Raw genomic sequence first — 24264 nt, forward strand, 5'->3', positions numbered from 1 at the left:
CGTGGTGCTGCGGTGCTCCGGTTGGGGTTACTCGCCCGTCGCCTTCGCGATGATCTCCTTCGCGACGTTCGCGGGAACCTCGGCGTAGGAGTCAAAGGTCATCGAGTAGTTCGCGCGACCCTGGGTCCTGGACCGCAGGTCGCCGACATACCCGAACATCTCCGACAGCGGGACCAGCGCCTTCACGACACGGGCACCACTGCGCTCTTCCATGGCCTGGATCTGACCACGGCGGGAGTTCAAGTCGCCGATCACGTCGCCCATGTAGTCCTCGGGCGTGGTGACCTCGACGGCCATCAGCGGTTCGAGGATGGCCGGGCTCGCCTGGCGGGCGGCTTCCTTGAGCGCCATGGAGCCGGCGATCTTGAACGCCATCTCCGACGAGTCGACCTCGTGGTAAGCGCCATCGGTCAGCGTCAGCTTGACGCCCACCAGCGGGTAGCCCGCCAGCACGCCGTACTGCATCGCGTCCTGGGCGCCCGCGTCCACGGACGGGATGTACTCCCGCGGGATGCGACCACCGGTGACCGCGTTGACGAACTCGTAGAGAGCGCCGTCCTCGGTCTTCTCCAGCGGCTCCAGGTCGATGAGGACCTTCGCGAACTGGCCCGAACCACCGGTCTGCTTCTTGTGGGTGTAGGAGTACTTCTCCACCTTGCGGCGGATCGTCTCCCGGTACGCCACCTGCGGCTTGCCGATGTTCGCCTCGACCTTGAACTCGCGGCGCATGCGGTCCACCAGGATGTCCAGGTGGAGCTCGCCCATGCCGGCGATGATCGTCTGGCCGGTCTCCTGGTCGAGGTTGACCCGGAACGTCGGGTCCTCCTCGGCCAGCTTCTGGATCGCGGTGCCCAGCTTCTCCTGGTCGGCCTTCGTCTTCGGCTCGATCGCCACCTGGATGACCGGCTCGGGGAAGGTCATGGACTCCAGCACGATGGGCGACTGCGGGTCGCAGAGCGTCTCACCGGTGGTGGTGTCCTTGAGCCCGATCACGGCGTAGATGTGACCGGCGATGGCCTCGTCGACCGGGTTCTCCTTGTTGGCGTGCATCTGGAAGATCTTCCCGATGCGCTCCTTGCGGTCCTTGGTCGAGTTGATGACCTGGGTGCCCGCCGCGACCTTGCCCGAGTAGACCCGGATGTAGGTCAGCTTGCCGAAGAACGGGTGCGCCGCGATCTTGAACGCCAGCGCGGCGAACGGCTCGTCCGTGGACGGCTTGCGGAAGGCCGGCGTCTCGCCGTCCTGCAGCGTGCCCTCGACGGGGGGGAGGTCCAGCGGCGCCGGCAGGTAGTCGATCACCGCGTCGAGCATGGGCTGGACGCCCTTGTTCTTGAACGCCGAACCGCACAGCACCGGGTAGGCGGAGCGGTTCTTGACGATCGCGCGGATGCCCGTCTTGATCTGCTCGACGGTGAACTCCTCGCCGCCGAGGTAGGCCTCCATGAGGGCGTCGTCGGTCTCGGCGACGGCCTCGACGAGCGCCTCGCGGTACTCGGCGGCCTTGTCGGCGAGGTCGGCCGGGATCTCCTCGACCGTGTAGTCCTCACCCTTCTGGACCTCGCCGCGCCAGGTCAGCGCACGCATCTCGACCAGGTCGACGACGCCGATGAAGTCGCTCTCCGACCCGATCGGGATCTGGATCGGCAGCGGCTTGGCGCCCAGGCGGTCCTGGATGGTCTTCACGGTGAAGTAGAAGTCCGCGCCGAGCTTGTCCATCTTGTTGACGAAGCAGATGCGCGGGACGTCGTACTTGGTCGCCTGGCGCCAGACCTGCTCGGACTGGGGCTCGACGCCTTCCTTGCCGTCGAACACGGCAACGGCACCGTCGAGGACGCGGAGGTTGCGCTCCACCTCGACGGTGAAGTCGACGTGGCCCGGCGTGTCGATGATGTTGATCTGGTGGTTCTTCCAGAAGCACGTCGTCGCGGCCGACGTGATCGTGATGCCGCGCTCCTGCTCCTGCTCCATCCAGTCCATCACGGCGGCGCCGTCGTGGACCTCGCCGATCTTGTAGCTGATCCCGGTGTAGAACAGGATCCGCTCGGTCGTCGTGGTCTTGCCCGCGTCGATGTGGGCCATGATCCCGATGTTGCGGACCTTGGCCAGGTCGGTGAGCACGTCCTGTGCCACGGGTGTCTTCCCCTGTCTTGAGCTAGCTGGTAGCAGGCTCACTAGGGCTGGGAGAGCCCCACCGGTCCTCGGGGGACCGGCGGGGCGTCACATCACCAGCGGTAGTGGGCGAAGGCCTTGTTGGACTCGGCCATCTTGTGCGTGTCCTCGCGGCGCTTGACGCTCGCGCCCAGGCCGTTGCTCGCGTCGAGCAGCTCGTTCATCAGGCGCTCGATCATGGTCTTCTCGCGGCGCTGCCGGGAGAAGGTGATCAGCCAGCGCAGCGCGAGCGTGGTCGAGCGGCCCGGCTTCACCTCGACCGGCACCTGGTAGGTGGCGCCACCGACGCGGCGGGACTTCACCTCGAGCGCGGGCTTGACGTTGTCCAGGGCGCGCTTCAGGGTGACGACCGGGTCGGTGCCCGTCTTGTCGCGGGCGCCTTCGAGGGCGCCGTACACGATCCGCTCGGCCACGGAGCGCTTGCCGTCGACCAGCACCTTGTTGATGAGCTGGGTCACCAGCGGAGAGCTGTAGACCGGGTCGGAGATCAGCGGCCGCTTCGGGGCCGGTCCCTTGCGGGGCATCAGCTCTTCTCCTTCTTCGCGCCGTACCGGCTGCGAGCCTGCTTGCGGTTCTTCACGCCCTGCGTGTCGAGCGAACCGCGAATGATCTTGTAGCGGACACCGGGGAGGTCCTTCACACGACCGCCGCGCACGAGCACCATCGAGTGCTCCTGCAGGTTGTGGCCCTCACCGGGGATGTAAGCCGTGACCTCGATACCGCTCGTCAGCTTCACGCGGGCGACCTTGCGCAGCGCCGAGTTCGGCTTCTTGGGCGTGGTCGTGTAGACGCGGGTGCACACACCGCGCCGCTGCGGGCTGCCCTTGAGCGCCGCGGTCTTCTGCTTGGCGACCTTGTCCTGCCGGCCCTTGCGGACCAGCTGCTGGATCGTTGGCATACGCCGGCTGCTTCTTCCCTTTACGTGCCCGCCGCGTGGGCGACGAGCCCTGTTTACTTGGTCCCTCTCTGCACCCGAGGTCGGGCGTGTCGCCGCTCTCGGCGGTGCCGAGACTGCAACACAGCGCCCCAGGTCCGCAGGCGACATCCCAGGATGCCCCTACGCGTGGAGGTCACCGCGGCCGGCTTTCCAGCACCACTGGCGCGTAGGCACGCGGAGCGGCCCGACATGGGTCGGGCACGAGTACCAAAGATACCCCGCCTGGTTCCCACGGGTCAAAACGGATGCGCTCCCGCGCCTGCCCGATCCGACGTGCGCCGCACGCGGACCGTTCGCAGGGGTGTTCTCGTGACGGTCCTCGCACCGCTCGCCCGACGGGGCCGACGTCGGAATCGAGCGGCGACTCACCCGCAATCAGAACACGATCCGGGGAACGCCGCAGGTCGACGTGATCGCCGTTTCACTCGATCGAGTGAACACGGGGTGGCGGCGGGCGTGACCCGGGCCTCGCCGGCGGCCGGTCACACTGGGCGGGTGAACTCCGATCTCATCGCGGGCATGGCCGCGCTGGTGGCCGCCGACGCCTCGCCCGAGGTGCTCGCGGTGCGCGGCGACGTCGTGGTGGTCCGGGTCTCGGACGTGGTGCTCAAGGCGCACGAGCCGGGCACGGACCTGGACGTGCTCACCGCGCGGCTCCGGCTGGCCGCCGACCCCCGCGTGGGCGAGCTCCTGCTCGCGCCCCGGTCGGCGCCCGCCGTGGTGCTCGGCCGGGTCGTCACGGCCTGGCCGATGGGCACCCCGGTGCCGCAGAGCGAGCCCGAGGACCTGCCCATGGAGGCGGCCGGGCGGATGCTGGCCGCGCTGCACCGGTTCACCGCCGCCGACTTCGCGCCGCCCGTGCCCCTGGCCGGCGCCCGGCCCCGGATGGAACGGGCGGTGCGGGACCTGGCGCTCGACACGCCCGCGGCCGACCTGGTGCGGCGGGCGTTCGCGACGTTGCCGGCGTTCGACGACGGCGGCGTCACGCTCATCCACGGCGACTGGCACCTCGGCCAGCTGGTGTGGCGGGACGGCTACCGGTTGATCGACGTGGACGACCTCGGCGTCGGCGACCCGGCGTGGGACCTGGCCCGGCCGGCCGCGCTGCACGCGGCGGGCGTGCTCGACGCCGAGGCGTGGGGACGGCTGCTCGGGTCGTACCTCGACGCGGGCGGCACCGGCGTGCCGCGCGACGACCCGTGGTCGGTGCTGGAGCTGCCCGCGCGCGCCCTGGTCGTGCAGATGGCGGCCCGTGCCCTCTCCGCTGCGCAGCGCGACGGAACGGCGTTGAACGACGCCCAGGAAGCGCTGATCGAGACCTGCGCCCGGATCGTGTCGGCACACGAACCCATTCGGCGCGGCTAATATCGGGATCATCGCGTCAAGAGCAGGAGGCTCACACGATGCAGTGTCCCAAGTGTCATGCGAACATGCGCACCTTCGACCGCATGGGCGTGCACATCGAGCAGTGTGATGGCTGCCGCGGGGTCTTCCTCGACTACGGCGAGCTGGAGGCCATCACCCGGCTCGAGCAGCAGATGGCTCCCCCGCCGCCGCCGCCCGTCGCGCCGCAGCCCCAGGTCCACTACGTGCAGCAGCCGGTGCAGCCGGGCTGGGGCGCCGCGCCGGGTTACGGCGGCCACTACGGGCACCGGAAGCACCGCGGCCTGGGCGGGCTGTTCTTCTCGTCCTGATCTTCGTGGTGGTGGCCCCGCGCCGGTGGTGCGGGGCCACCGTTGTCACTACCGGAAAACTGGGCGATAATCGGTAGTGACCCGGGGAGGCCCGTCATGTCCGTCGCCACCGAGGCCGCGCAGATCCGCGACCTGTTCGACCAGATCGAGGAGATCGAAGAGGTCGCGTCGAGCTTGTCGGAGGACGACGAGCGGCGGCGCAAGCTGCACGGCGTGGTGGCGAAGGCCCTGCGCAAGGCGCCGCCGGTGCGGCCGGTCGTGGCGGGTGAGCTGCTGGAGCTGACCGAGAAGACGGTCAAGGCGTGGGCGCGCGAGGGCGTGCTCGCCATCCACAGCCAGGAGCCCCGGATGTTGTTGGACGCCGTGCGGCTGCACCAGGTGCTGCACGTCGTGTCGGACCTGAGGCGGGCGGGCAAGAGCCGCGCGCTGCTGGACGAGGTGCACCGGCGGTTGAGCGACGCGGCGCTGCTCGACCGCGACGACCTCGCCACCAGCATGGCCCAGCTGCACCGCGGCGAAGGACGCGTGGTTCGCTGATCACCGTCGTCGAAACGCCGGTCGCGGCCGGCCAGTCCGCCGGCCTGCGCGGCGCGGCCAGGGTCGCCTACGACAGGTTCCTGGACGAGCTGGCCCACAGCGGCTGCCTGGCGCTCGGGTACCGCGTCACCGGCCCCGAACCACTGCCGCGCCTGTGCGTGAAGCACCTGCGCGGGACCGACCGGGTGGTCGTCGCCTTCCCGTCCCCGCGCACCGCCTGGGTCCTGCTGGTCGGCCCGCACGACGACGACCCCGGCCGCGACCTCTACGAGACGCTGTACGAGCTGGCCGGCGTCCGCCCGAAGCTCACCGAGAAGCGCACCAAGCCTCCGTGCTGCGCGGACGCCACTCCCCCGGTCGCCGACGCGGACCTGGTCGACGACCTGGTCGCCCGCGCCCGCTCCCTGGCCAAGTCCCGCCGCCGCCCCACCTGACCGGGTCGCGAGTCGGACCTCCGCGGCCCTGACACGGCTACCGCGCGTTCACCCACGCGATCCGGTCCGAGCCGAACCGGAAAGTCGGGTCGAGGAGCACCACGTACTGGCCAGGAGGTTTCCCCTGCCCGGCGTCGAAGCACACGTCGGCGGTCATCTTGCCGCCCGGAGCCAGTTCGCCCGACCGCAGGAGGTTGTCGCTCCCGGTGAACGTGTTCGACAGGATCGCGCCGTTCGGGCTCTGCAACTTCCAGTCGAAGCCGCCGTTGAAGGGAGCGGGTCGGCCGGACTGGTTGTCGTAGGTCACCGTCGTGCACAACGTCGGACCCAGGGTGTCGTCGCCGTCGACCAGGCCGGTAGTCGTTATTCGCAGCCCTTCGGCGTCCACCGTCTCACCGGCCTGGGCCACGGCGTCCTTGGCCGTCGCTCCGGGGAAGGCGGGTTGAGCGCCTGGTTCCCGGGTGCCGGAGAGCGGATCAGCGGGGGACACGACTTTCGGCCCGTCGCCGTCTCCGCCGGTGCTCACGGCGATGATCACCACGAGCGCGACGAGCGCCAATCCCAGGATGTACCGCTTCTTCTTGTACCAGGGCCGTTGAGCCTTGCGATACGCCTTGTCGGCCTTGGCCTGAGCTCTGGCTTCACCCGGGTTGTGGAACGGGGGTGATGAACCCTCTGGTTGGGACATGTGGATCACTTCACACTGGATGTCGGTCGAGCGTGGGCGGCCGGCGTACTGCCGGTCCACGTGACCCGCTGGCTCTCGCCGGTCGCGAAGGCACCGCCCGACGCCTCTTCGGGACAGCCGGGCGGTCGGCGTGGAACAGGGAAAGGCCCCCGGAGCGGGAGGCTCCGGGGGCCTTTCGGTCGACTGGCTGCGTCAGCGGTAGTCGCGGCCGAAGTCGTAGTCGTCCAGCGGGACCGCGGCGCCCGTGCCCGTGCCGAAGACGTCCGGCGTGTAGTAGCCGTCGTCGTAGCTCGGGATGGCGTACGCCGCCGCACGCGCTTCCTCGGTCGGCTGCACCTGGATGTTCCGGTACCGGTTGATGCCGGTGCCGGCCGGGATCAGCTTGCCGATGATCACGTTCTCCTTCAGGCCGATGAGCTTGTCCGAACGCCCGTTGATGGCGGCGTCGGTCAGGACCCTCGTCGTCTCCTGGAAGGAGGCCGCCGACAACCACGAGTCCGTGGCCAGCGACGCCTTCGTGATGCCCATCAGCACCGGACGGCCGGCGGCGGGCTCGCCGCCCTCGGCCACCACGGCCCGGTTGCCCGACTCGAACTCCGCGCGCTCGACCAGCGAGCCCGGCAGGAACTCGGTCGCACCCGAGTCGATGATCGTCACCCGGCGCAGCATCTGCCGGACGATGACCTCGATGTGCTTGTCGTGGATCGCCACGCCCTGGGCCCGGTAGACCTTCTGGACCTCACCCACGAGGTGCAGCTGGGCCTCACGCGGGCCCATCACGCGCAGCACCTCGTGCGGGTCGGGCGTGCCCTCCAGCAGCTGCTGGCCGACGCCCACGTGGTCGCCGTCCTGCAACGGGCCGGTGGCCGTGTTCGCGAGCCGCTGACGCTTGGACAGCTTCTCGAAGAGGATCTCCTCGGACCCGTCGTCCGGGATGAGGGTGATCTTCCAGAACCGGTCGCCGTCCTCGATGCGCACCCGGCCGTCGACGTCCGCGATGGGCGCCTTGCCCTTCGGCACGCGGGCCTCGAACAGCTCCTGCACACGCGGCAGACCGGTGGTGATGTCGTCACCGGCCACACCGCCCTGGTGGAACGTGCGCATGGTCAGCTGCGTGCCGGGCTCACCGATGGACTGCGCGGCGACGATGCCGACGGCCTCGCCGACGTCGACCAGCTTGCCGGTCGCCATCGAACGGCCGTAGCAGGACGCGCACACGCCGACCGCGGACTCGCAGGTCAGCACCGAGCGGACCTTGACCCTGGTCACGCCCGCCTCGACGAGGGTGGCCAGCGCCGGGTCGCCCAGGTCGTCACCGCGGTTGAGCACGATGTTGCCACCGGCGTCGGTGATGTCCTCGGCGATGGTCCGCGCGTACACGCTGGTCTGCGCGAACTCGGCCAGCACGACCTTGTCGCCCAGCCGCTCGCCGACCGTCATGTTCACGCCGCGGGTGGTGCCGCAGTCGACCTCGCGGATGATGACGTCCTGCGAGACGTCCACCAGACGACGGGTCAGGTAACCCGAGTCGGCGGTGCGCAGCGCGGTGTCGGCCAGACCCTTGCGGGCGCCGTGCGTGGCGATGAAGTACTCCAGCACCGACAAGCCCTCGCGGAACGAGCTCTTGATCGGCCGCGGGATGTACTCGCCCTTCGGGTTGGTCACCAGACCGCGCATACCCGCCAGCGAGCGGACCTGGGTCATGTTGCCCGCCGCGCCCGACATCACGATCATGCGGATCGAGTTGTCCTCGGGGAAGTTGGCCTCCATGACCTCGGCGACCTCTTCGGTGGCCTTGGTCCACACCTTGACCAGCTCGTTGTTGCGCTCCGTGTGGGAGAGCTGACCGCGCTGGTAGCGCTTCTCGACCGCGTCCGCGAGCTTCTCGTACTCGTCCAGGATGCCCTGCTTGGCAGCCGGCACGAGCACGTCGGAGATCGCGACCGTGACGCCCGACCGGGTGGCCCAGTAGAAACCGGCGTCCTTCAGCTTGTCCAGCGTCCGGGCGACGGTGACCATCGGGTACCGCTCGGCGAGGTCGTTGATGATCGTCGCCTGCCGCTTCTTGGGCATGACGTCGTTGATGAACGGGTAGTCCGGCGGCAGGACCTCGTTGAACAGCACGCGACCGAGGGTGGTCTCGGCCAACCACGCCTGGCCGGGCTCCCAGCCCTCGGGCTCCTGGCCCTTCGGCGGGTTCTTGTCCGTGATCCGGATCTTGACCATGGACTGCAGGCCCAGGATCTTGCGGTCGAACGCCATCAGCGCCTCGGCGGGCGAGGAGTAGGCCTGGCCCTCGCCGAGGTCGTCCTTCTTGTGCCGGGTCAGGTGGTACAGGCCGGTCACCATGTCCAGACGCGGCATGGCCAGCGGCTTGCCCGACGCGGGCGAGAGGATGTTGTTCGACGACAGCATCAGCACGCGCGCCTCGGCCTGCGCCTCGGCGGACAGCGGCAGGTGGACCGCCATCTGGTCACCGTCGAAGTCGGCGTTGAACGCCTCGCAGACCAGCGGGTGCAGCTGGATGGCCTTGCCCTCGACCAGCTGCGGCTCGAAGGCCTGGATGCCCAGCCGGTGCAGCGTGGGCGCGCGGTTCAGCAGCACGGGGTGCTCGGTGATGACCTCTTCGAGCACGTCCCACACGGCGGGGCGCGCGCGCTCCACCATCCGCTTGGCGGACTTGATGTTCTGCGCGTGGTTGAGGTCGACCAGCCGCTTCATCACGAAGGGCTTGAACAGCTCCAGCGCCATCTGCTTGGGCAGGCCGCACTGGTGCAGCTTCAGCTGCGGGCCGACCACGATGACCGAACGGCCCGAGTAGTCGACGCGCTTGCCGAGCAGGTTCTGGCGGAACCGGCCCTGCTTGCCCTTGAGCAGGTCGGACAGCGACTTGAGCGGCCGGTTGCCCGGGCCCGTCACCGGCCGGCCGCGGCGGCCGTTGTCGAACAGCGCGTCGACGGCCTCCTGCAGCATCCGCTTCTCGTTGTTGACGATGATCTCGGGCGCGCCGAGGTCGATCAGTCGCTTGAGGCGGTTGTTGCGGTTGATGACGCGGCGGTACAGGTCGTTCAGGTCGGACGTGGCGAAGCGGCCACCGTCGAGCTGCACCATCGGGCGCAGGTCCGGCGGGATGACCGGCACGCAGTCCAGGACCATGCCCTGCGGGTTGTTGCGGGTCGCCTGGAAGGCGGCCACGACCTTCAACCGCTTGAGGGCGCGCAGCTTCTTCTGGCCCTTGCCGCTGCGGATCGTCTCGCGCAGCACGTCGGCCTCGGCGTCGACGTCGTAGTCACCCAGCAGCCGCTGGATGGCCTCCGCGCCCATGGCGCCGGTGAAGTAGTCGCCGTAGCGGTCGTACAGCTCGCGGTAGAGCAGCTCGTCCGCGATCAGCTGGGCGCGCTCGAGCTTGGTGAAGGTGGACCAGATCTCGTCGAGCCGGTCCAGCTCGCGCTGGGCCCGGTCGCGGAGCTGGCGCATCTCGCGCTCGCCGCCCTCCTTGACCTTGCGGCGGACGTCGGACTTGGCGCCCTCCGCCTCCAGCTCGGCCAGGTCGGCTTCCAGCTTCTGCGCGCGGGCCTCGACGTCGGCGTCACGCCGGTTCTCGACCCGCTTGCGCTCGACCTGCATCTCGTTCTCGAGCGTCGGCAGGTCGTTGTGGCGCAGCTCGGTGTTCACGCCCACGATGACGTAGGCCGCGAAGTAGATGATCTTCTCGAGGTCCTTGGGCGCCAGGTCGAGCAGGTAGCCCAACCGGCTGGGGACGCCCTTGAAGTACCAGATGTGCGTGACGGGCGCGGCCAGTTCGATGTGGCCCATCCGCTCACGGCGCACCTTGGCGCGGGTCACCTCGACGCCGCAGCGCTCGCAGATGATGCCCTTGAAGCGCACGCGCTTGTACTTGCCGCAGTAGCACTCCCAGTCCCGGGTGGGACCGAAGATCTTCTCGCAGAACAAGCCGTCCTTCTCCGGCTTGAGCGTGCGGTAGTTGATGGTCTCGGGCTTCTTGACCTCGCCGAAGGACCACTGGCGAATGTCGTCCGCGGTCGCAAGACCGATGCGAAGCTCATCGAAGAAGTTGACGTCGAGCACGTCTACTCTCTTCCCCTTTTTGGTTCGGTGCTGCTTGGGGTGCTGGTGGCTGGGTCACCGGGGACGCGGGAGGCGTCCCCGGTGACCGGCGAGCGTCAGTTGACGACGTCGTCCACGGAGGGCGACTCGGACCTCGACAGGTTGATGCCGAGGTTCGCGGCCGCGCGCTCCAGGTCCTCGTCGTCGCCGTCGCGCATCTCGATCGCGGCGCCGTCCGAAGACAGCACCTCGACGTTGAGGCACAGCGACTGCAGCTCCTTGAGCAGCACCTTGAAGGACTCCGGGATACCCGGTTCCGGGATGTTCTCGCCCTTGACGATGGCCTCGTAGACCTTCACGCGGCCGAGCACGTCGTCGGACTTGATCGTGAGCAGTTCCTGGAGCGTGTACGCGGCGCCGTACGCCTGCATCGCCCAGCACTCCATCTCACCGAACCGCTGACCACCGAACTGCGCCTTACCACCCAGCGGCTGCTGCGTGATCATCGAGTACGGGCCGGTCGAACGGGCGTGGATCTTGTCGTCGACCAGGTGCAGCAGCTTCAGGATGTACATGTAGCCGACCGACACCGGGAAGGGGTACGGCTCGCCGCTGCGCCCGTCGAGGAGCACCGCCTTGCCGTTCTCCTTGACCATCCGCTCGCCGTCGCGGTTCGGGATCGTCGAGCCGAGCAGGCCCGTGATCTCGTCCTCCTTGGCACCGTCGAAGACGGGCGTGGCGGTCTTGGTGCCGGGCTCGACGTCGTACAGCTCGGCGGGCAGGTTCTTCGCCCAGTCCGGGTCGCCGTTGATGCTCCAGCCCTGCTTGGCGATCCACCCGAGGTGGGTCTCCAGCACCTGGCCGATGTTCATACGACGCGGCACGCCGTGCGTGTTCAGCACGATGTCGACGGGGGTGCCGTCCTCGAGGAACGGCATGTCCTCGACGGGGAGGATCTTGCCGATGACGCCCTTGTTGCCGTGGCGGCCGGCCAGCTTGTCGCCGTCCTGGATCTTGCGCTTCTGGGCCACGTAGACGCGGACCAGCTCGTTCACGCCGGGAGGCAGCTCGTCGTCGTCCTCGCGGCTGAACACGCGGATGCCGATGACCTTGCCGTACTCGCCGTGCGGCACCTTCAGCGACGTGTCGCGCACCTCGCGCGCCTTCTCGCCGAAGATCGCGCGGAGCAGGCGCTCCTCCGGGGTCAGCTCGGTCTCGCCCTTGGGCGTGACCTTGCCGACCAGGATGTCGCCGGGCTGGACCTCGGCGCCGATGCGGATGATGCCGCGCTCGTCGAGGTCGGCCAGGACCTCCTCGGAGACGTTCGGGATGTCCCGGGTGATCTCCTCGGCGCCCAGCTTGGTGTCCCGCGCGTCGATCTCGTGCTCCTCGATGTGGATCGAGGTCAGGACGTCGTCCTGCACGAGGCGCTGCGACAGGATGATCGCGTCCTCGTAGTTGTGGCCCTCCCACGGCATGATCGCGACGAGCAGGTTCTTGCCCAGCGCCATCTCGCCGTTCTCGGTGCACGGGCCGTCGGCCAGCACCTGGCCCTCGTGCACCCGGTCGCCCTCGTTCACGATGGGCTTCTGGTTGATGCACGTGCCCTGGTTGGACCGGCGGAACTTGTGCAGGCCGTAGGTCTGCCGCGAGCCGTCGTCGGCCATGACCGTGACGTAGTCGGCGGAGATCTCCTCGACCGCGCCGGTCTTCTTGGCCACCACGACGTCACCGGCGTCGACCGCGGCGCGCAGCTCCATGCCGGTGCCGACCAGCGGGGACTCGCTGCGCAGCAGCGGCACCGCCTGGCGCTGCATGTTCGCGCCCATCAGGGCGCGGTTCGCGTCGTCGTGCTCGAGGAACGGGATCATCGCGGTCGCGGCCGACACCATCTGCCGCGGCGAGACGTCCATGTAGTCCACGTCGGACGGGTCGATCTGCTCGACCTCGCCGCCCTTCTTGCGGACCAGGACCTTGTCCTCGAGGAAGTTGCCCTCGTCGTCGATCTTGGCGTTCGCCTGCGCCTTGACGTAGCGGTCCTCTTCGTCGGCCGTCAGGTAGTCGATCTGGTCGGTGACCCGGCCGTCGACGACCTTGCGGTACGGCGTCTCGATGAAGCCGAACGGGTTGACCCGCCCGTAGGAGGACAGCGAGCCGATCAGGCCGATGTTCGGGCCTTCCGGCGTCTCGATCGGGCACATGCGGCCGTAGTGCGACGGGTGGACGTCGCGGACCTCCATGCCGGCGCGCTCACGCGACAGACCACCCGGACCCAGCGCCGAGAGGCGGCGCTTGTGGGTCAGGCCCGCGAGCGGGTTCGTCTGGTCCATGAACTGCGACAGCTGGGACGTGCCGAAGAACTCCTTGATCGCCGCCACCACGGGGCGGATGTTGATCAGGGTCTGCGGCGTGATGGCCTCGACGTCCTGGGTCGTCATGCGCTCGCGGACGACGCGCTCCATGCGGGACAGGCCGACCCGGATCTGGTTCTGGATCAGCTCGCCGACGGTGCGCAGGCGGCGGTTGCCGAAGTGGTCGATGTCGTCGACCTCGACGGGCACCTCGGTGTCGCCGGGCTGCATCGTCGTCTCACCGGCGTGCAGGCGGACCAGGTACTCGATCGTCGTGACGATGTCGTCCTCGGTCAGCACGCCCGTGGAGATCGGGGAGGCCAGGCCCAGCTTCTTGTTGATCTTGTACCGGCCGACCTTCGCCAGGTCGTAGCGCTTGTCCTTGAAGAACAGGTTCTCCAGCAGCGCCTGCGCGGACTCCTTCGTCGGCGGCTCGCCCGGACGCAGCTTGCGGTAGATGTCGAGCAACGCCTCGTCGGTGCCCGCGGTGTGGTCCTTCTCCAGCGTCGTCAGCAGCGTCTCGCTGAAGGAGAAGCGCTCGCGGATCTGCTCGGTGGTCCAACCCAACGCCTTCAGCAGCACGGTCACCGGCTGGCGGCGCTTGCGGTCGATGCGGACACCGACGGTGTCGCGCTTGTCGACGTCGAACTCCAGCCAGGCACCCCGGGACGGGATGATCTTGACGCTGAAGACGTCCTTGTCGGTCGTCTTGTCGATCGCGGTGTCGTAGTAGACACCCGGCGAGCGGACGAGCTGGGAAACCACGACCCGCTCGGTGCCGTTGATGATGAACGTGCCCTTGTCGGTCATCATCGGGAAGTCACCCATGAACACCGTCTGGCTCTTGATCTCGCCAGTGGTGTGGTTGGTGAACTCCGCCGTGACGAACAACGGGGCGGCGTACGTCATGTCCTTGTCCTTGCACTCCTCGGTCGAGGCCTTGACCTCGTCGAAGCGCGGGTCGGAGAAGGAGAGCGACATCGAGCCGGAGAAGTCCTCGATCGGGGAGATCTCGTTCAAGACCTCCTCGAGGCCGCCCGTCGGCGCCTCGTCACCCTCGTCGACACGGCGCTGGAACCACGCCTCGTCGCCGGTGAGCCATTCGAACGACTGGATCTGCAGGTCGAGCAGGTTGGGCGTCTGAAGCGGTTCGTGGATCTTCGCGAAAGAGACTCGCTTCGGCGCTCCGGGAATCCCCGACGTGGAGTTGGTCGCAGCAGTGGCCTTGGTCGCGCGAGAGATCGCCAAGATGCGTCCTTCCAGGGACAGGTAGCTGGCTAGTCAGCGGAACTAGCACGGCTGTCAAGGGTGCGGCGATGCCCGGCAATCCAGCTCTCGGCGAAGGGCAAACGGAAAGAGGGCAGCGCAAAGGAGCAGTCTAGCCACGCGCGCGGCAACTGTCGAGAGGCACCTGGAAGGACCTTTCTCGTGCTCACCGACAGAGTGACCCCGCCGACGCCCACAGTCAAGATGCCACGCGGCGATCACTCCACTGGCGCAAGGCGCGATAACGCGGAGTTACCTCTGTGACCTGCGAAAATACATTGACGTGAGCAACCGTGAACCTTTGGCGGGTGGTCAGACCCCGAAGGGAGATGGTGTCGATTTCGTTCGGTCACCGACCGAAAAGTGTGACCGGGATCACGTTGTGCTGAGGCTTGAAACCGGCTTCGCAGTCCTGAGTGGACGTCCGCCGAGGCCGGCGGGGCGCCCGCCGGTCAGCACTTGGCGGTCTCGGCCGCCTGGTCGCCGGTCTGGCCGAACATCTCCATGTTGTCGACCTTCCACCGGCCGTCGACCTGCTGCGCGCCGACCCGCATCGTCGCGATGCCGCCGCCGCTCTGGTTGTCGGTCGTGCGGGTGGTGACCTGGTCGAGGAACAGCAGCACGGTGGCGCGGTCGCCGTCGAGCGTGGTCACGCCGCTGGACACGGCCTTCACCGTGACCACGAGCTTCTGCTCGGGCGCGAGCGCGCGCACCGGGCCGAAGATCGCGTTGTACTGGCACTTGGCCTTGCCGACGAGCAGCTCGTTGGCGGCTTGCTCGGTCGCGGAGACGTCGGCGAAGTTGTAGGAGAACGCCTTCTCGACCGCCTCGCGCGCCTGGCCGGCGACCTCGGTCGTGCCCCCGCTGTCCACCAGGGCCTGGTTGTAGCGGACGTCGGCGGCCTGGCTCTGGAACCAGGCGCCGAGGCCGACCAGGAGGGCGGCCAGCACGAGCAGGGAGATCGGCAGGACCAGGCCGGACTCGCCGAACCGGGTCGGGCGGGCACCGGGGTCGTTGTGCCGGGCGGCCCACGCCTCGGCGTCGGCCGTCGGGCGCGCGGCGTCGTCGTCGGCCAGGACGCTGGGTGCGACGGCCTCGCCGGTGCGCCGGCGGCGGCCGGTCGGGCGGGGGCGCGGCGCGGGGTCGGCGTCCTCGGGGTGCTCGGCGTCCTCGGGGTGCCCGGTGCCCTCGGTGTGCTCGGTGTCCTCGCCGGGCTCGATCAGGCCGGTGGCCTCGGTCGGGCGCGTGACGTCGCGGTCGGAGGGCGAGCTCTCGGCACCCGGCGACCGGTCGGCGGCGGTCGATCCGGGGGCAGCAGCTTCGGCGGCGGTCGGTTCGGCGGCCGGTTCGGCGGCGGCGGCGGGGTCAGCGTCCGCGTGCTCGGGACGCGTGTCCTGGGTCGGTGAATTCTCGGGCGCCACCCCGGCGTTGGGTCCGGGTGGGGTCGGCGCGGCGCCCGGGTCGGGGCGTTTGCGCAGGCCCGCGACGCGCGGACGGGTGGTCGGCGTGGTCGGGACCGGGCGGCGGCGGGACGGTGGCACTGACGTCATCTCCTCGGTTCACGCGCCGCCGGCCGCGACCGGCCCCAGCGCGCTGAGCTTCCAACCGGCGTCGGTGCGGAGCAGGTCCGTCTGGTACCGGTTGACCTTCTTCACCGCCTGCCCGCCCTCCGGCGTGACCGTGGTCTCGACGACCGCGATGAGGTGCGCCTTCCCGGCCCGGTCGTCGAGCTCGGTGACGGCCGCGTCGAGCACCCGGCTCACGGTCACCGTCCTGGCGTCCTCGATCTGCTTCTTGCGGGTGGCCCGGCCGTCCTCGATCTCGGTGCGCAGCCCGCCGGTGGACGAGTCCAGCCACCGGTCCAGGTCCTCGTCCACCTTCCGGTAGTCGAGGGTGGTGAAGTTCGCGATCCCGACCTGGCCGACCCGCAGCACCTCGTCCCGCTCGCGCGAGAACGCCACCGAGTCGTTGGACGACGCGCTCCACCACGACACCCCGGCCCACACCGCGTACCCGGCGGCCAGCACCGCGAGCACGGCCGCGACCGGGAGCACCCAACGTCGAACGTCCATCCGTCCCTCTCCTCAGCCCGGCAGCCCGAGCAACTGCCCCAGGCTGGTCAGCAGCGGCGCCTCGGGGGCGGGCTCGCCAACGGCCGGTTCCCGCGCCGGCTGCGACGTCGCGTCACCGGTCGGGGTGGTCACCGGGACCCCACCGTAAGGCGCGTTCTGCGCGCCCCGCACGCCGGTGGCGCTGCCGGGCGCCAACGCGCAGTAGGCCTGCGTGTTGAAGGCGGCCGGCGTGAGGTCGGTGCCCTGCCGGATCCTGGTGGTGTCGTAGCCGACCGTGCACGGCGGCGGGTCGAACACGTTCAGGGCCAGCCCGAAGTGCGCGCCCGTGCCGTCGCCCTTGGCCACGGAGAAGCCGCCGCCGACGATGATCGGGTAGGTGACGGCGATCTGCTCCAGCCCGTTCAGCCGCGTGACCAGGATGTTCCCGGTGGTCAGCAGGTTGGCCAGCACCACGCCCAGGTTGGGCCCGGTCTCCCGCAGCAGCGCCGACACCTGCTCCGCGGCCTGCGGCGACACGCCGATGAGCCGCCGGAGGTCGGTGTCGGAGTTCTTCAGCTGCTCGGCGAGCGCCCGCAGGTCCGACGAGAACGACCTGATCGCGCCGCCCTGCGCGGCCTGCGTGTTCAGCACGACGAGCCCGCTGTCGATCAACGCCTTGGTCTGCGGCAGGTGCTCCGTCGCCGCCTGGGTGAACACCTTCGTGCTGTCCAGCAGCACCTGCAGGTCCGGTCCGGTGCCGTTGAACGCCAGGTCCAGCTCGTCCACCACGGTCCGCAGCGACTCGGTGGGCACCGACTTGGCGAACGCGTCGAGGTTGCTCAGCAGGGTGTCCACCGGCGGCGGCGTCCTGGTGGCCGAGCGCGGGATGACCGACCCGTCCGCCAGGTACGGCCCGTCGTCGCCGCGCGGGCGCAGGTCGACGAACTGCTCGCCCACCGCCGACCGGTTGGCGACCACGGCCTCCAGGTCGGACGGGATCGACGGCGCGCTCGGGTCGATGTCGAGGTCGACCTCCAGCCCGTCCGCGGTCAGCCGCATCTGCCCGACCCGGCCGACGGCCACGCCGCGGTAGGTGACCTCGGCGTTGGTGAACACGCCGCCGGAGTCGGCGAGCTGCATCGTCACCACGTACCCGGACGAGCCGAACACGCGGCCGAGCCCGACGTACCGCGCGCCGACGTAGCTCACGCCGACCAGCGCGATCAGCACGAACGCGCCGATCTGGAGCTTGATCCGGCCGGGGATCACCGCCCACCTCCGAGCAGTCCGCCGAGCAGGTCGCCCAACCCGGACCCGCCCGACAGGCCGGGCAGCGGCAGGTTCGGCAGGGGCAGCGGCAGCGACGGCGCGTTGCCGTCGACACCGGGCAGCAGGGGCAGGTTCGGCAGCGGCGACTGCCGCGACCGGCCGAGGTTGTCCACGACCGTGGCCAGGTTCAGGTCGATGTCGGCGTACAGGTTCGTGTAGTCGCCCTTGATGGCGTCCACCGCCGAGTCCGGGAACGGGTAGGTGAGCAGCAGCTCGAAGCCGTTGGGCAGGTTCGTGCCCGCCTCGGCGAGCTTCTGCAACGTCGGCGTCAACGCCTTGAGGTCGGCCACCAGGTCGTCCTTGGACTTGTTCACCGTGTCCACCGCGACGTCGGACAGCGCGTCCAGCGACTGGAGCAGCGTGACCAGCTGGGTGCGCTGCTCGCTGAGCACCTTCAGCCCCGGTTCCAGCCCGTCCAGCACGCCGGTGAGCTGGTCGCGCTGGGCGTTGAGGGTGCCGCCGAGCCGGTTGAGGCCGTCCAGCGCGCGGGTGATCTCCCCCTTGTGCGCGTCCAGGTCGCCGACCAGCGTGTTCAGGTTGGTCAGCAGCGAGCGGATCTGCGGCTCGTTGCCCTCCAGGGCCGCGTTCAGCTCGCGGCTGATGTCCTGGAGCTGGGCGATGCCGCCGCCGTTGAGCAGCATGGACAGCGCGCCGAAGACCTCTTCGACCTCGGGGTTGCGGTTGGTCCGCTCGACCGGGATGACGGAGCCGCCGGTCAGGGCGCCCTCTTCGCGCCCCTCGGCGGGCCTGGCCAGCTCGACGTACTTCTCGCCGAGCAGCGCGGACTGGCGCAGCCGGGCGACCGCGTTGCCCGGCAGCTTCACGTCGCCGTTGACCAGCACCGTCACCTCGGCGGTCCAGCCGTCCGCGCCCAGGTCGATCCGGTCCACCCGGCCGACCGGCACGTCGTCGACCTTCACCCCGGCCTGCGGCACCAGGTCCAGCACGTCCTTGAACCGCACCTTCACCTCGTACGGCCGGTCGCCCACGTCCGCGCCGCCGGGCAGCGGCATGTTGTAGACGCCGTCGAAGCCGCCCGAGCCGCAGCCGGTCAGCACCAGCGCGCTCGCCACGAGCACCGCGACCCGCCTCACCGGGGCACCCCCGCGAGCGGCAGGGGCAGCGGCAGCTTGCCCTGGGCGAGGTCCGTCGCGATCTCCTGGGGCGTCGGCAGCGGCACCGCGCCGGCGAGCACCGGCTCCAGCTGCCGGCACGCCTCGGCGAGCACGCCGGGCACCCGGCCCGGTTCGATGCCCTGGACCAGCTTGCAGACCAGCACGATCGGCGGCTGGCTCAGCTCGTTGATGTCGGCCCGCACGTCGAGCGTGCCGGACGCCGCGTTGTAGGCGTTCTGCAGGTTGCCCAGCGCGAGCGGCCCGACGTCGAGCGCCTCGGCCAGCGACGCGCGCTGGTCGACCAGGATCTGGGTGATGCCGGCGAGCTTGTCCACGTTGGACTTGAGCACGGCCCGGTTGTCCTGGATGAAGCCCTGCACCTGGCCCAGGGCCGCGGCCAGCTCGGCCAGCGCGGCGCCCAGGTTCTCCCGCTCGTCGGCGAGGAAACCGGCGACCTCGGCCAGCTGCCGGTTGAAGTCGCGCACCTGGCTGTCGTTGGCGGCCAGCATGCCGGTGAACTTCTGCAGGTTGTCCACGGTGCCGAACAGGTCGTCCTTCGAGCCGGACAGCGTGCGGGTGGCGTCACCGAGCTGCTTGACGGTGTCGCCGAGCGCCTGCCCGTTGCCCCGGAGGTTGGCCGCGGCCGAGTCGAGCAGCTCCGACAGCGCGCCGTCCTCGTTCGCGCCGTCGGGGCCCAGCGCGGTGGTCAGCTCGTCCAGGCTGGCGTAGAGCTCGTCCAGCTCGACGGGGGTGGCGGTGCGCTCACGCGGGATGGTCGCGTTCTCGCCCAGCACGTCGCCGCCGGTGTAGGCGGGCGCGAGCTGCACGTACCGGTCGCTGACCACGCTGGGCGCGACCACGACCGCCTGCGCCGCCGCCGGCACCTTCACCGAGCGGTCGAGCGACATCACCACCTTGACCAGCGGGCCCCGCGGCTCGACCTCCTCGATCGTGCCGACCCGCACGCCCAGCACCCGCACGTCCGAGCCGGGGTAGACGCCGACGGCCGCGCCGAACAGCGCGGTCACCCGGCGGCTGTCGCCACCCGCGAACACCCACCACATCGCCGCCGCGGCCACGATCGCGAGCACGCACGCGATCGCCGCGGCGCGGACCAGGCCGCGGCCCGTCTTCGTGGTCGCCACGTCAGTTCCCTCCCCCGGAAGGATCGGATACAGCAGGTGCCTGCCCGACGGAGGGCTGCCGTTGCACGCCGGGAGGGAGGCAGCCCTCTTCGTTGAAGCCGACCACCCCGAGGTTCACCGACGGCGGCAGCAGCCCGCAGATGTAGGTGTCGAACCAGCGGCCGTTGCCCAGGGTGTTGGCGAACACCCGGAAGAACGGCCCCATCAGCGACAGGCTGCGGTCGAGCGAGTCCTGGTTGCGCTGCAACATCGTGGTGACCCGCTCCAGCTGCTCCAGCGCGGGCCGCAGCTGCGCGGAGTTGTCGGCGACCAGGCCGGACAGCTCCTTCGACAGCTGACGGGTGCCGTTGAGCAGGGCGCTGATCGCGTCCCGCCGCTTGCGCAGCTCGCCCAGCAGCAGGTTGCCGTCCGCGAGCAGCTTCTCGAACTGCTCGTTGCGGTCGGCCAACGTCTTGGTGATCGTGTTCGTGTTGGCCAGCAGCTCCGCCAGCTGCTCGTCGCGCGACGAGATCGTCTTCGACAGCGCCGACAGGCCGTCCAGCGCGCCGCGCACGCTCTGCGCCGAGCCCTGGAACGTCTCCGACAACACCCGGAAGCTGTCGGCGAGCTGCCCGGTGTCGATCTGGCCGACCGTGGACGCCAGGCCGTTGAACGCCTCCTGCACGTCGTACGGCGACAACGTGCGCTCACGCGGGATCGGCTCGCCCGGGTCCAGCGGCTGCGAGCCCTGCGGGTCCAGCGCCAGGAACTTCTGCCCGAGCAGCGTCTTGATCCGGATCACCGCGGTCGTGCGGTCGCCGACCCAGGCGTCCCTCACCCGGAACGACACCTTCACCTTGTCGCCGTCCAGCTCCACCTCGGTCACCTTGCCGACCTTCACCCCCGCCACCCGCACCTCGTTCGACGGGATCAGGCCCGCCGCCTCGGTGAACTCGGCCGAGTAGGTGGTGCCGCCGCCGATGATCGGCAGGTCGTCGGAGTTGAACGCGGCGAGCAGCAGCAGGACGATCACGGTCAGGCTCACCGCGCCGACCGCCACCGGGTTGCGTTCGGTTCTCATCGGCGGCACCTCGGCTGCGTGACCGGCAGAGCCGTGATCGGGATCGGGTCGTTGATGATCGGCGGCAGGGCGACCTGCCCGGCGCCCTCGCACAGGAAGAAGTTGAACCAGGAACCGTAGGACGCGGTCCGCGACATCGCCTCGATCTTGGTCGGCAGGCGCTGGATGACACCCTCCACGATCGCCTCGTTGTCCCCCAGCGTCTTCGACACCAGGCCGAGGTTGGCGATGTCGTCCTTCAACGGCTGCCGCGCCTGGCCGAGCAGGTCGGCCGTGGTCGTGGTCAGCTCGCCCATGGCGCTGATCGCGTCGCCGATCGGCTCGCGGTCACCCGCCAGGCCCGTCGTCAGCTCCTGCAACGTGGTGACCAGCGTGGACACCTGCTCCGTCCGCGAGTTCACGGTGTCGAGCACCGAGTTGAGGTTGTCGACGACCTCGCCGATGACCTGGTCGCGGCTCGCCAGCGTGGACGTCAACGACGCGGTGTGGCGCAGCAGGCTGTCGATCGTGCCGCCCTCGCCCTGCAACACCTGGATGATCTCGCCGGACAGCCGGTTCACGTCATCCGGGTTCAGCGCCTGGAACAACGGCTTGAAACCGTTGAACAGCACGGTCAGGTCCAGCGCGGGCTTCGTGCGCTCCAACGGGATCACGTCGCCGGGCCTCAGCGGGGACGCGTCGCCCACGCCGTGCTCCAACGAGATGTACCGCTGGCCGACGAGGTTGCGGTACTTGATCGTCGCGGTGACCGACGCGGGCAGCGTGCGGTCGCCCTCCAGCGAGAACTCCACCTCCGCCAACCGCCGGTCCACCACCCGGATCCCGTCGACCTGGCCGACCCGGACACCCGCGATGCGGATGTCGTCGCCCTCGTTGAGCGCGGTCACGTCGGTGAACCGGGCGGTGTAGCCGGTGTCACCGGTGAAGCTCACGTTGGAGATGGTCACCGCGAGCAGCGCGGTCGCCAGGACCGTGATCGCGGCGAACACGCCGAGCTTGATCAGCGGCGCGGCCAGGGACCTCATGCCGTCACCTCCGCGCCCCGGTACAGGGGGCCGAGCAGCAGCGCGGTGAAGCTCGGCATCTCCCGCTCGGCCAAGCCGAACTGCGGCGCGAGCAGCGCGGCCAGGAAGTCCTGCTCCTCCGGCGAGTTCGCCAACGACGGCACACCGCCGAACGACGACACGACCGTGCCGTCCTCCCGGATCGTCCCCGTGTTCGGCGGCAGCACGCCGTCGGTCGCCGAGCGCGCGGGCGGCGGCGACGAAGAGCCGTCCTTGACCGGACCCTCCGGCGGGTACTGCGGGAACGGGTCCGGCCGCGGCACGATGTCGTAGCAGCGCGGACCGCGCCGGTCGGCGTACTCCGGGTCGTCCTTGCCGGGCTCGTACTTGCCGCGGTTCGCGGTGATCTCCAGCGTGATGTGCAGGCCGGGCTCGTCCGTGCCCTTGCCGAACACCTCGTCCATGATCGGCTTGAACTCCGCCAGGCCCTTGAGCAGGCACGGGTACTCGGGCGCGTACTTCGCCAGCAGCTCCAACGTCGGCCTGCTGACGTCGGCGAGCTGGATCAGGTTGTTCTTGTTCACCGCGAGGAAGCTGTTCAGGTCGAGCGACGTGGTGGTCAGCGTGCCGTACAGGGCGAGCAGGTCGTCGCGCTGCTCGACCAGCGTGCGGCTGGTGACGGTGGCGTCCGACAAAGCCTGCACGAGATCGGGCGCGGCGTCGGCGTAGACGTTCGAGACGTCCGCGAGGCGGCTGATGCCCTCCTTCAACGCGGGCAGCTGCGGGTTGAACTCGCCGAGGTAGGAGTCGAGCCGCACCAGCGTCTCGCCCAGCGGCCTCCCCCGGTTCTCCAACGCCTGCGACATCGCGGTCAGCGTGGTGGCCAGCTTCTCCGGCTGCACGGCCTGGAGCACCGGCATCAAATCGTCGAGCACGCGTTCCAGCTCGACGGCGCTGCTGGAGCGGTCCTGCTCGATGACGGCGCCATCGGTGAGCGGGTCCTCGCGCTGCGCCGGCAGCACCAGGTTCACGTACCGCTCACCGAACAAGGTCTTCGGCAGCAGGCGCGCGGAGACGTTCGCCGGGATGTGCCTGACCTGCTCCGGTTCGAGCGCGAGGTCGAGCTCCGCGCCGTCACCCGCGGTCCGGATGCCCTTCACCTGGCCGACGACCATGCCGCGGACCTTCACGTCGGAGTCGATCAGCAGCTGGTTGCCGACCCGGTCGGTCTTCAACGTCACCTTCACGACCTCGGTGAACGCGTCGTTGTACAACGCCACCGTGACGGAGAGGAAGAGGGCGATGACCGCGATGAACACGACGCCCAAGAGCCGCCGCCTCACCATGTCGCCCCCTCGGCCGAGGAGAACACGTCGACCCAGCCCGTCACCGCCTCCGCTGAGAAGAACACGTCGACCCAGCCCGTCACCGCCTCCGCTGAGAAGAACACGTCGACCCAGCCCGTCACCGCCTCCGCTGAGAAGAACACGTCGACCCAGCCCGTCACCGCCTCCGCTGAGAAGAACACGTCGACCCAGCCCGTCACCGCCTCCGCTGAGAAGAACACGTCGGCGGTCATCCCGCGATCCTCACCGTCGTCGTAGTGCCCCAGATGGCCATGCTGAGGAAGAAGTCCAACAAGCTCGTCGTCACGATCGCCGTGCGCACCGCCCGACCCACCGCGATGCCCACACCCGCCGGGCCGCCGCTGGCGCGGTAGCCGTAGTAGCAGTGGGTCAGGATGATCACCACGGCGAAGACGAGCACCTTGCCGAACGACCAGAGCACGTCCACCGGTGGTAGGAACAGGTTGAAGTAGTGGTCGTACGTGCCCGCCGACTGCCCGTAGAACTCGACCGTGATGAACCTCGCCGCCAGGTACGACGTCAGCAGACCGATCACGTACAGCGGGATGATCGCGACGAAACCCGCGATGATCCGCGTGGTCACCAGGTACGGCAGACTGGGGATGCCCATGACCTCCAGCGCGTCGATCTCCTCGGAGATCCGCATCGCGCCCAGCTGCGCGGTGAAACCCGAGCCGACGGTCGCGCTCAACGCCAGACCCGCGACCAGCGGCGCGATCTCACGGGTGTTGAAGTACGCGGACACGAAGCCCGCGAACGCCGACGTGCCGATCTGGTTCAACGCGGTGAAGCCCTGCAGGCCGACGACCGTGCCGGTGAACACCGACAGGCCCACCATCACGCCGATCGTGCCGCCGATGACGGCCAGCGCGCCCGAACCGAAGCTCACCTCGGCCAGCAGCCGCAGCGTCTCGCGCAGGTAGCGGGTCAGCGTCCGCGGCGTCCAGCACAGGGCGCGGACGTAGAACCACAGCTGGTCGCCGAAGGTGTCCAGCACGGACAGCGGCGCGTTCGCCGCCTTGCGGAACCGGTCGTTGATCGCGGCCACC

Annotated in this window: 20 protein-coding genes; 4 read left to right on the plus strand and 16 right to left on the minus strand. The window is 69.5% G+C overall.

Going from position 1 to position 24264, the window contains the following annotated elements; all coding sequences use genetic code 11:
- Positions 1–27: 27 nt before the first annotated feature.
- The 3 genes from fusA to rpsL all read right to left on the minus strand — a co-directional run bounded on the left by fusA (position 28) and on the right by rpsL (position 3067).
- Positions 28–2130 (minus strand): elongation factor G, encoded by a 2103-nt coding sequence (gene fusA, locus IOD16_RS33895; protein WP_123745269.1) that lies wholly within the window; start codon positions 2128–2130, stop codon positions 28–30.
- Positions 2131–2222: 92 nt separating this feature from the next.
- Positions 2223–2693 (minus strand): 30S ribosomal protein S7, encoded by a 471-nt coding sequence (gene rpsG, locus IOD16_RS33900; protein WP_053715239.1) that lies wholly within the window; start codon positions 2691–2693, stop codon positions 2223–2225.
- On the minus strand, positions 2693–3067 hold the full coding sequence (rpsL, locus tag IOD16_RS33905) for a 30S ribosomal protein S12 (RefSeq protein ID WP_030473471.1): 375 nt from the start codon (positions 3065–3067) through the stop codon (positions 2693–2695). The genes rpsG and rpsL overlap by 1 nt, the downstream gene beginning before the upstream one ends.
- Before the next feature lie 534 nt (positions 3068–3601).
- On the opposite strand from rpsL, the gene IOD16_RS33910 reads away from it, so the two are divergent.
- From IOD16_RS33910 to IOD16_RS33925, 4 genes are all read left to right on the plus strand, one after another.
- A complete protein-coding gene (locus IOD16_RS33910; RefSeq protein ID WP_201437704.1) occupies positions 3602–4471 on the plus strand; it encodes a phosphotransferase in 870 nt (289 codons plus the stop codon).
- 38 nt (positions 4472–4509) lie between these two features.
- Entirely contained in the window at positions 4510–4800 is a 291-nt protein-coding gene (locus IOD16_RS33915) for a TFIIB-type zinc ribbon-containing protein (protein ID WP_201437705.1), read from the plus strand.
- 96 nt (positions 4801–4896) lie between these two features.
- On the plus strand, positions 4897–5337 hold the full coding sequence (locus IOD16_RS33920) for a hypothetical protein (protein ID WP_201437706.1): 441 nt from the start codon (positions 4897–4899) through the stop codon (positions 5335–5337).
- A 158-nt stretch (positions 5338–5495) separates the two neighbouring features.
- Positions 5496–5771, plus strand: a complete 276-nt coding sequence (locus IOD16_RS33925; protein WP_123745266.1) for a hypothetical protein — start codon at positions 5496–5498, stop codon at positions 5769–5771.
- A 37-nt stretch (positions 5772–5808) separates the two neighbouring features.
- Here the strand turns inward: IOD16_RS33925 and IOD16_RS33930 are convergent, their stop codons facing one another.
- The 13 genes from IOD16_RS33930 to IOD16_RS33990 form a co-directional block, all read right to left on the minus strand.
- Positions 5809–6519: a DUF4352 domain-containing protein gene (locus IOD16_RS33930; protein ID WP_201437707.1), complete on the minus strand. Its 711-nt coding sequence runs from the start codon at positions 6517–6519 to the stop codon at positions 5809–5811.
- A 132-nt stretch (positions 6520–6651) separates the two neighbouring features.
- Positions 6652–10548 carry a DNA-directed RNA polymerase subunit beta' gene (locus tag IOD16_RS33935; protein WP_201437708.1) on the minus strand — a complete coding sequence of 1299 codons (3897 nt, stop codon included), beginning with the start codon at positions 10546–10548 and terminating at the stop codon, positions 6652–6654.
- A 95-nt stretch (positions 10549–10643) separates the two neighbouring features.
- Complete coding sequence (gene rpoB / locus IOD16_RS33940) at positions 10644–14126, minus strand: DNA-directed RNA polymerase subunit beta (RefSeq protein WP_201437709.1); 3483 nt, start codon at positions 14124–14126, stop codon at positions 10644–10646.
- A gap of 470 nt (positions 14127–14596) precedes the next feature.
- Positions 14597–15694: a hypothetical protein gene (locus IOD16_RS33945; RefSeq protein ID WP_201437710.1), complete on the minus strand. Its 1098-nt coding sequence runs from the start codon at positions 15692–15694 to the stop codon at positions 14597–14599.
- A gap of 9 nt (positions 15695–15703) precedes the next feature.
- Positions 15704–16216: a hypothetical protein gene (locus tag IOD16_RS33950; protein ID WP_123745261.1), complete on the minus strand. Its 513-nt coding sequence runs from the start codon at positions 16214–16216 to the stop codon at positions 15704–15706.
- Positions 16217–16228: 12 nt separating this feature from the next.
- Positions 16229–17464 carry an MCE family protein gene (locus IOD16_RS33955; RefSeq protein WP_201437711.1) on the minus strand — a complete coding sequence of 412 codons (1236 nt, stop codon included), beginning with the start codon at positions 17462–17464 and terminating at the stop codon, positions 16229–16231.
- Positions 17461–18618 carry an MCE family protein gene (locus tag IOD16_RS33960; protein ID WP_123745259.1) on the minus strand — a complete coding sequence of 386 codons (1158 nt, stop codon included), beginning with the start codon at positions 18616–18618 and terminating at the stop codon, positions 17461–17463. Before IOD16_RS33960 ends, IOD16_RS33955 begins: the two co-directional genes overlap by 4 nt.
- Entirely contained in the window at positions 18615–19784 is a 1170-nt protein-coding gene (locus IOD16_RS33965; RefSeq protein ID WP_201437712.1) for an MCE family protein, read from the minus strand. Before IOD16_RS33965 ends, IOD16_RS33960 begins: the two co-directional genes overlap by 4 nt.
- A gap of 1 nt (position 19785) precedes the next feature.
- A complete protein-coding gene (locus IOD16_RS33970; protein WP_201437713.1) occupies positions 19786–20844 on the minus strand; it encodes an MCE family protein in 1059 nt (352 codons plus the stop codon).
- A complete protein-coding gene (locus IOD16_RS33975) occupies positions 20841–21869 on the minus strand; it encodes an MCE family protein (RefSeq protein WP_201437714.1) in 1029 nt (342 codons plus the stop codon). The genes IOD16_RS33970 and IOD16_RS33975 overlap by 4 nt, the downstream gene beginning before the upstream one ends.
- Positions 21866–23194: an MCE family protein gene (locus tag IOD16_RS33980; RefSeq protein WP_201437715.1), complete on the minus strand. Its 1329-nt coding sequence runs from the start codon at positions 23192–23194 to the stop codon at positions 21866–21868. Before IOD16_RS33980 ends, IOD16_RS33975 begins: the two co-directional genes overlap by 4 nt.
- On the minus strand, positions 23188–23427 hold the full coding sequence (locus IOD16_RS33985; RefSeq protein ID WP_201437716.1) for a hypothetical protein: 240 nt from the start codon (positions 23425–23427) through the stop codon (positions 23188–23190). The genes IOD16_RS33980 and IOD16_RS33985 overlap by 7 nt, the downstream gene beginning before the upstream one ends.
- Positions 23424–24263 carry an MlaE family ABC transporter permease gene (locus IOD16_RS33990; protein WP_123745254.1) on the minus strand — a complete coding sequence of 280 codons (840 nt, stop codon included), beginning with the start codon at positions 24261–24263 and terminating at the stop codon, positions 23424–23426. Before IOD16_RS33990 ends, IOD16_RS33985 begins: the two co-directional genes overlap by 4 nt.
- Position 24264: the final 1 nt, after the last annotated feature.

The sequence above is a fragment of the Saccharothrix sp. 6-C genome (assembly GCF_016695385.1).
GTDB classification, from domain to species: domain Bacteria; phylum Actinomycetota; class Actinomycetes; order Mycobacteriales; family Pseudonocardiaceae; genus Actinosynnema; species Actinosynnema texasense.

Bases quoted from the DNA above. Each gene is read 5' to 3' on its own strand.
- IOD16_RS33980 (WP_201437715.1), bottom strand. From the start codon at position 23,194: ATGGTGAGGCGGCGGCTCTTGGGCGTCGTGTTCATCGCGGTCATCGCC.
- IOD16_RS33970 (WP_201437713.1), bottom strand. From the start codon at position 20,844: ATGAGAACCGAACGCAACCCGGTGGCGGTCGGCGCGGTGAGCCTGACC.
- rpsG (WP_053715239.1), bottom strand. From the start codon at position 2,693: ATGCCCCGCAAGGGACCGGCCCCGAAGCGGCCGCTGATCTCCGACCCG.
- IOD16_RS33915 (WP_201437705.1), top strand. From the start codon at position 4,510: ATGCAGTGTCCCAAGTGTCATGCGAACATGCGCACCTTCGACCGCATG.
- IOD16_RS33945 (WP_201437710.1), bottom strand. From the start codon at position 15,694: ATGACGTCAGTGCCACCGTCCCGCCGCCGCCCGGTCCCGACCACGCCG.
- IOD16_RS33950 (WP_123745261.1), bottom strand. From the start codon at position 16,216: ATGGACGTTCGACGTTGGGTGCTCCCGGTCGCGGCCGTGCTCGCGGTG.
- rpsL (WP_030473471.1), bottom strand. From the start codon at position 3,067: ATGCCAACGATCCAGCAGCTGGTCCGCAAGGGCCGGCAGGACAAGGTC.
- IOD16_RS33975 (WP_201437714.1), bottom strand. From the start codon at position 21,869: ATGAGGTCCCTGGCCGCGCCGCTGATCAAGCTCGGCGTGTTCGCCGCG.
- IOD16_RS33985 (WP_201437716.1), bottom strand. From the start codon at position 23,427: ATGACCGCCGACGTGTTCTTCTCAGCGGAGGCGGTGACGGGCTGGGTC.
- IOD16_RS33920 (WP_201437706.1), top strand. From the start codon at position 4,897: ATGTCCGTCGCCACCGAGGCCGCGCAGATCCGCGACCTGTTCGACCAG.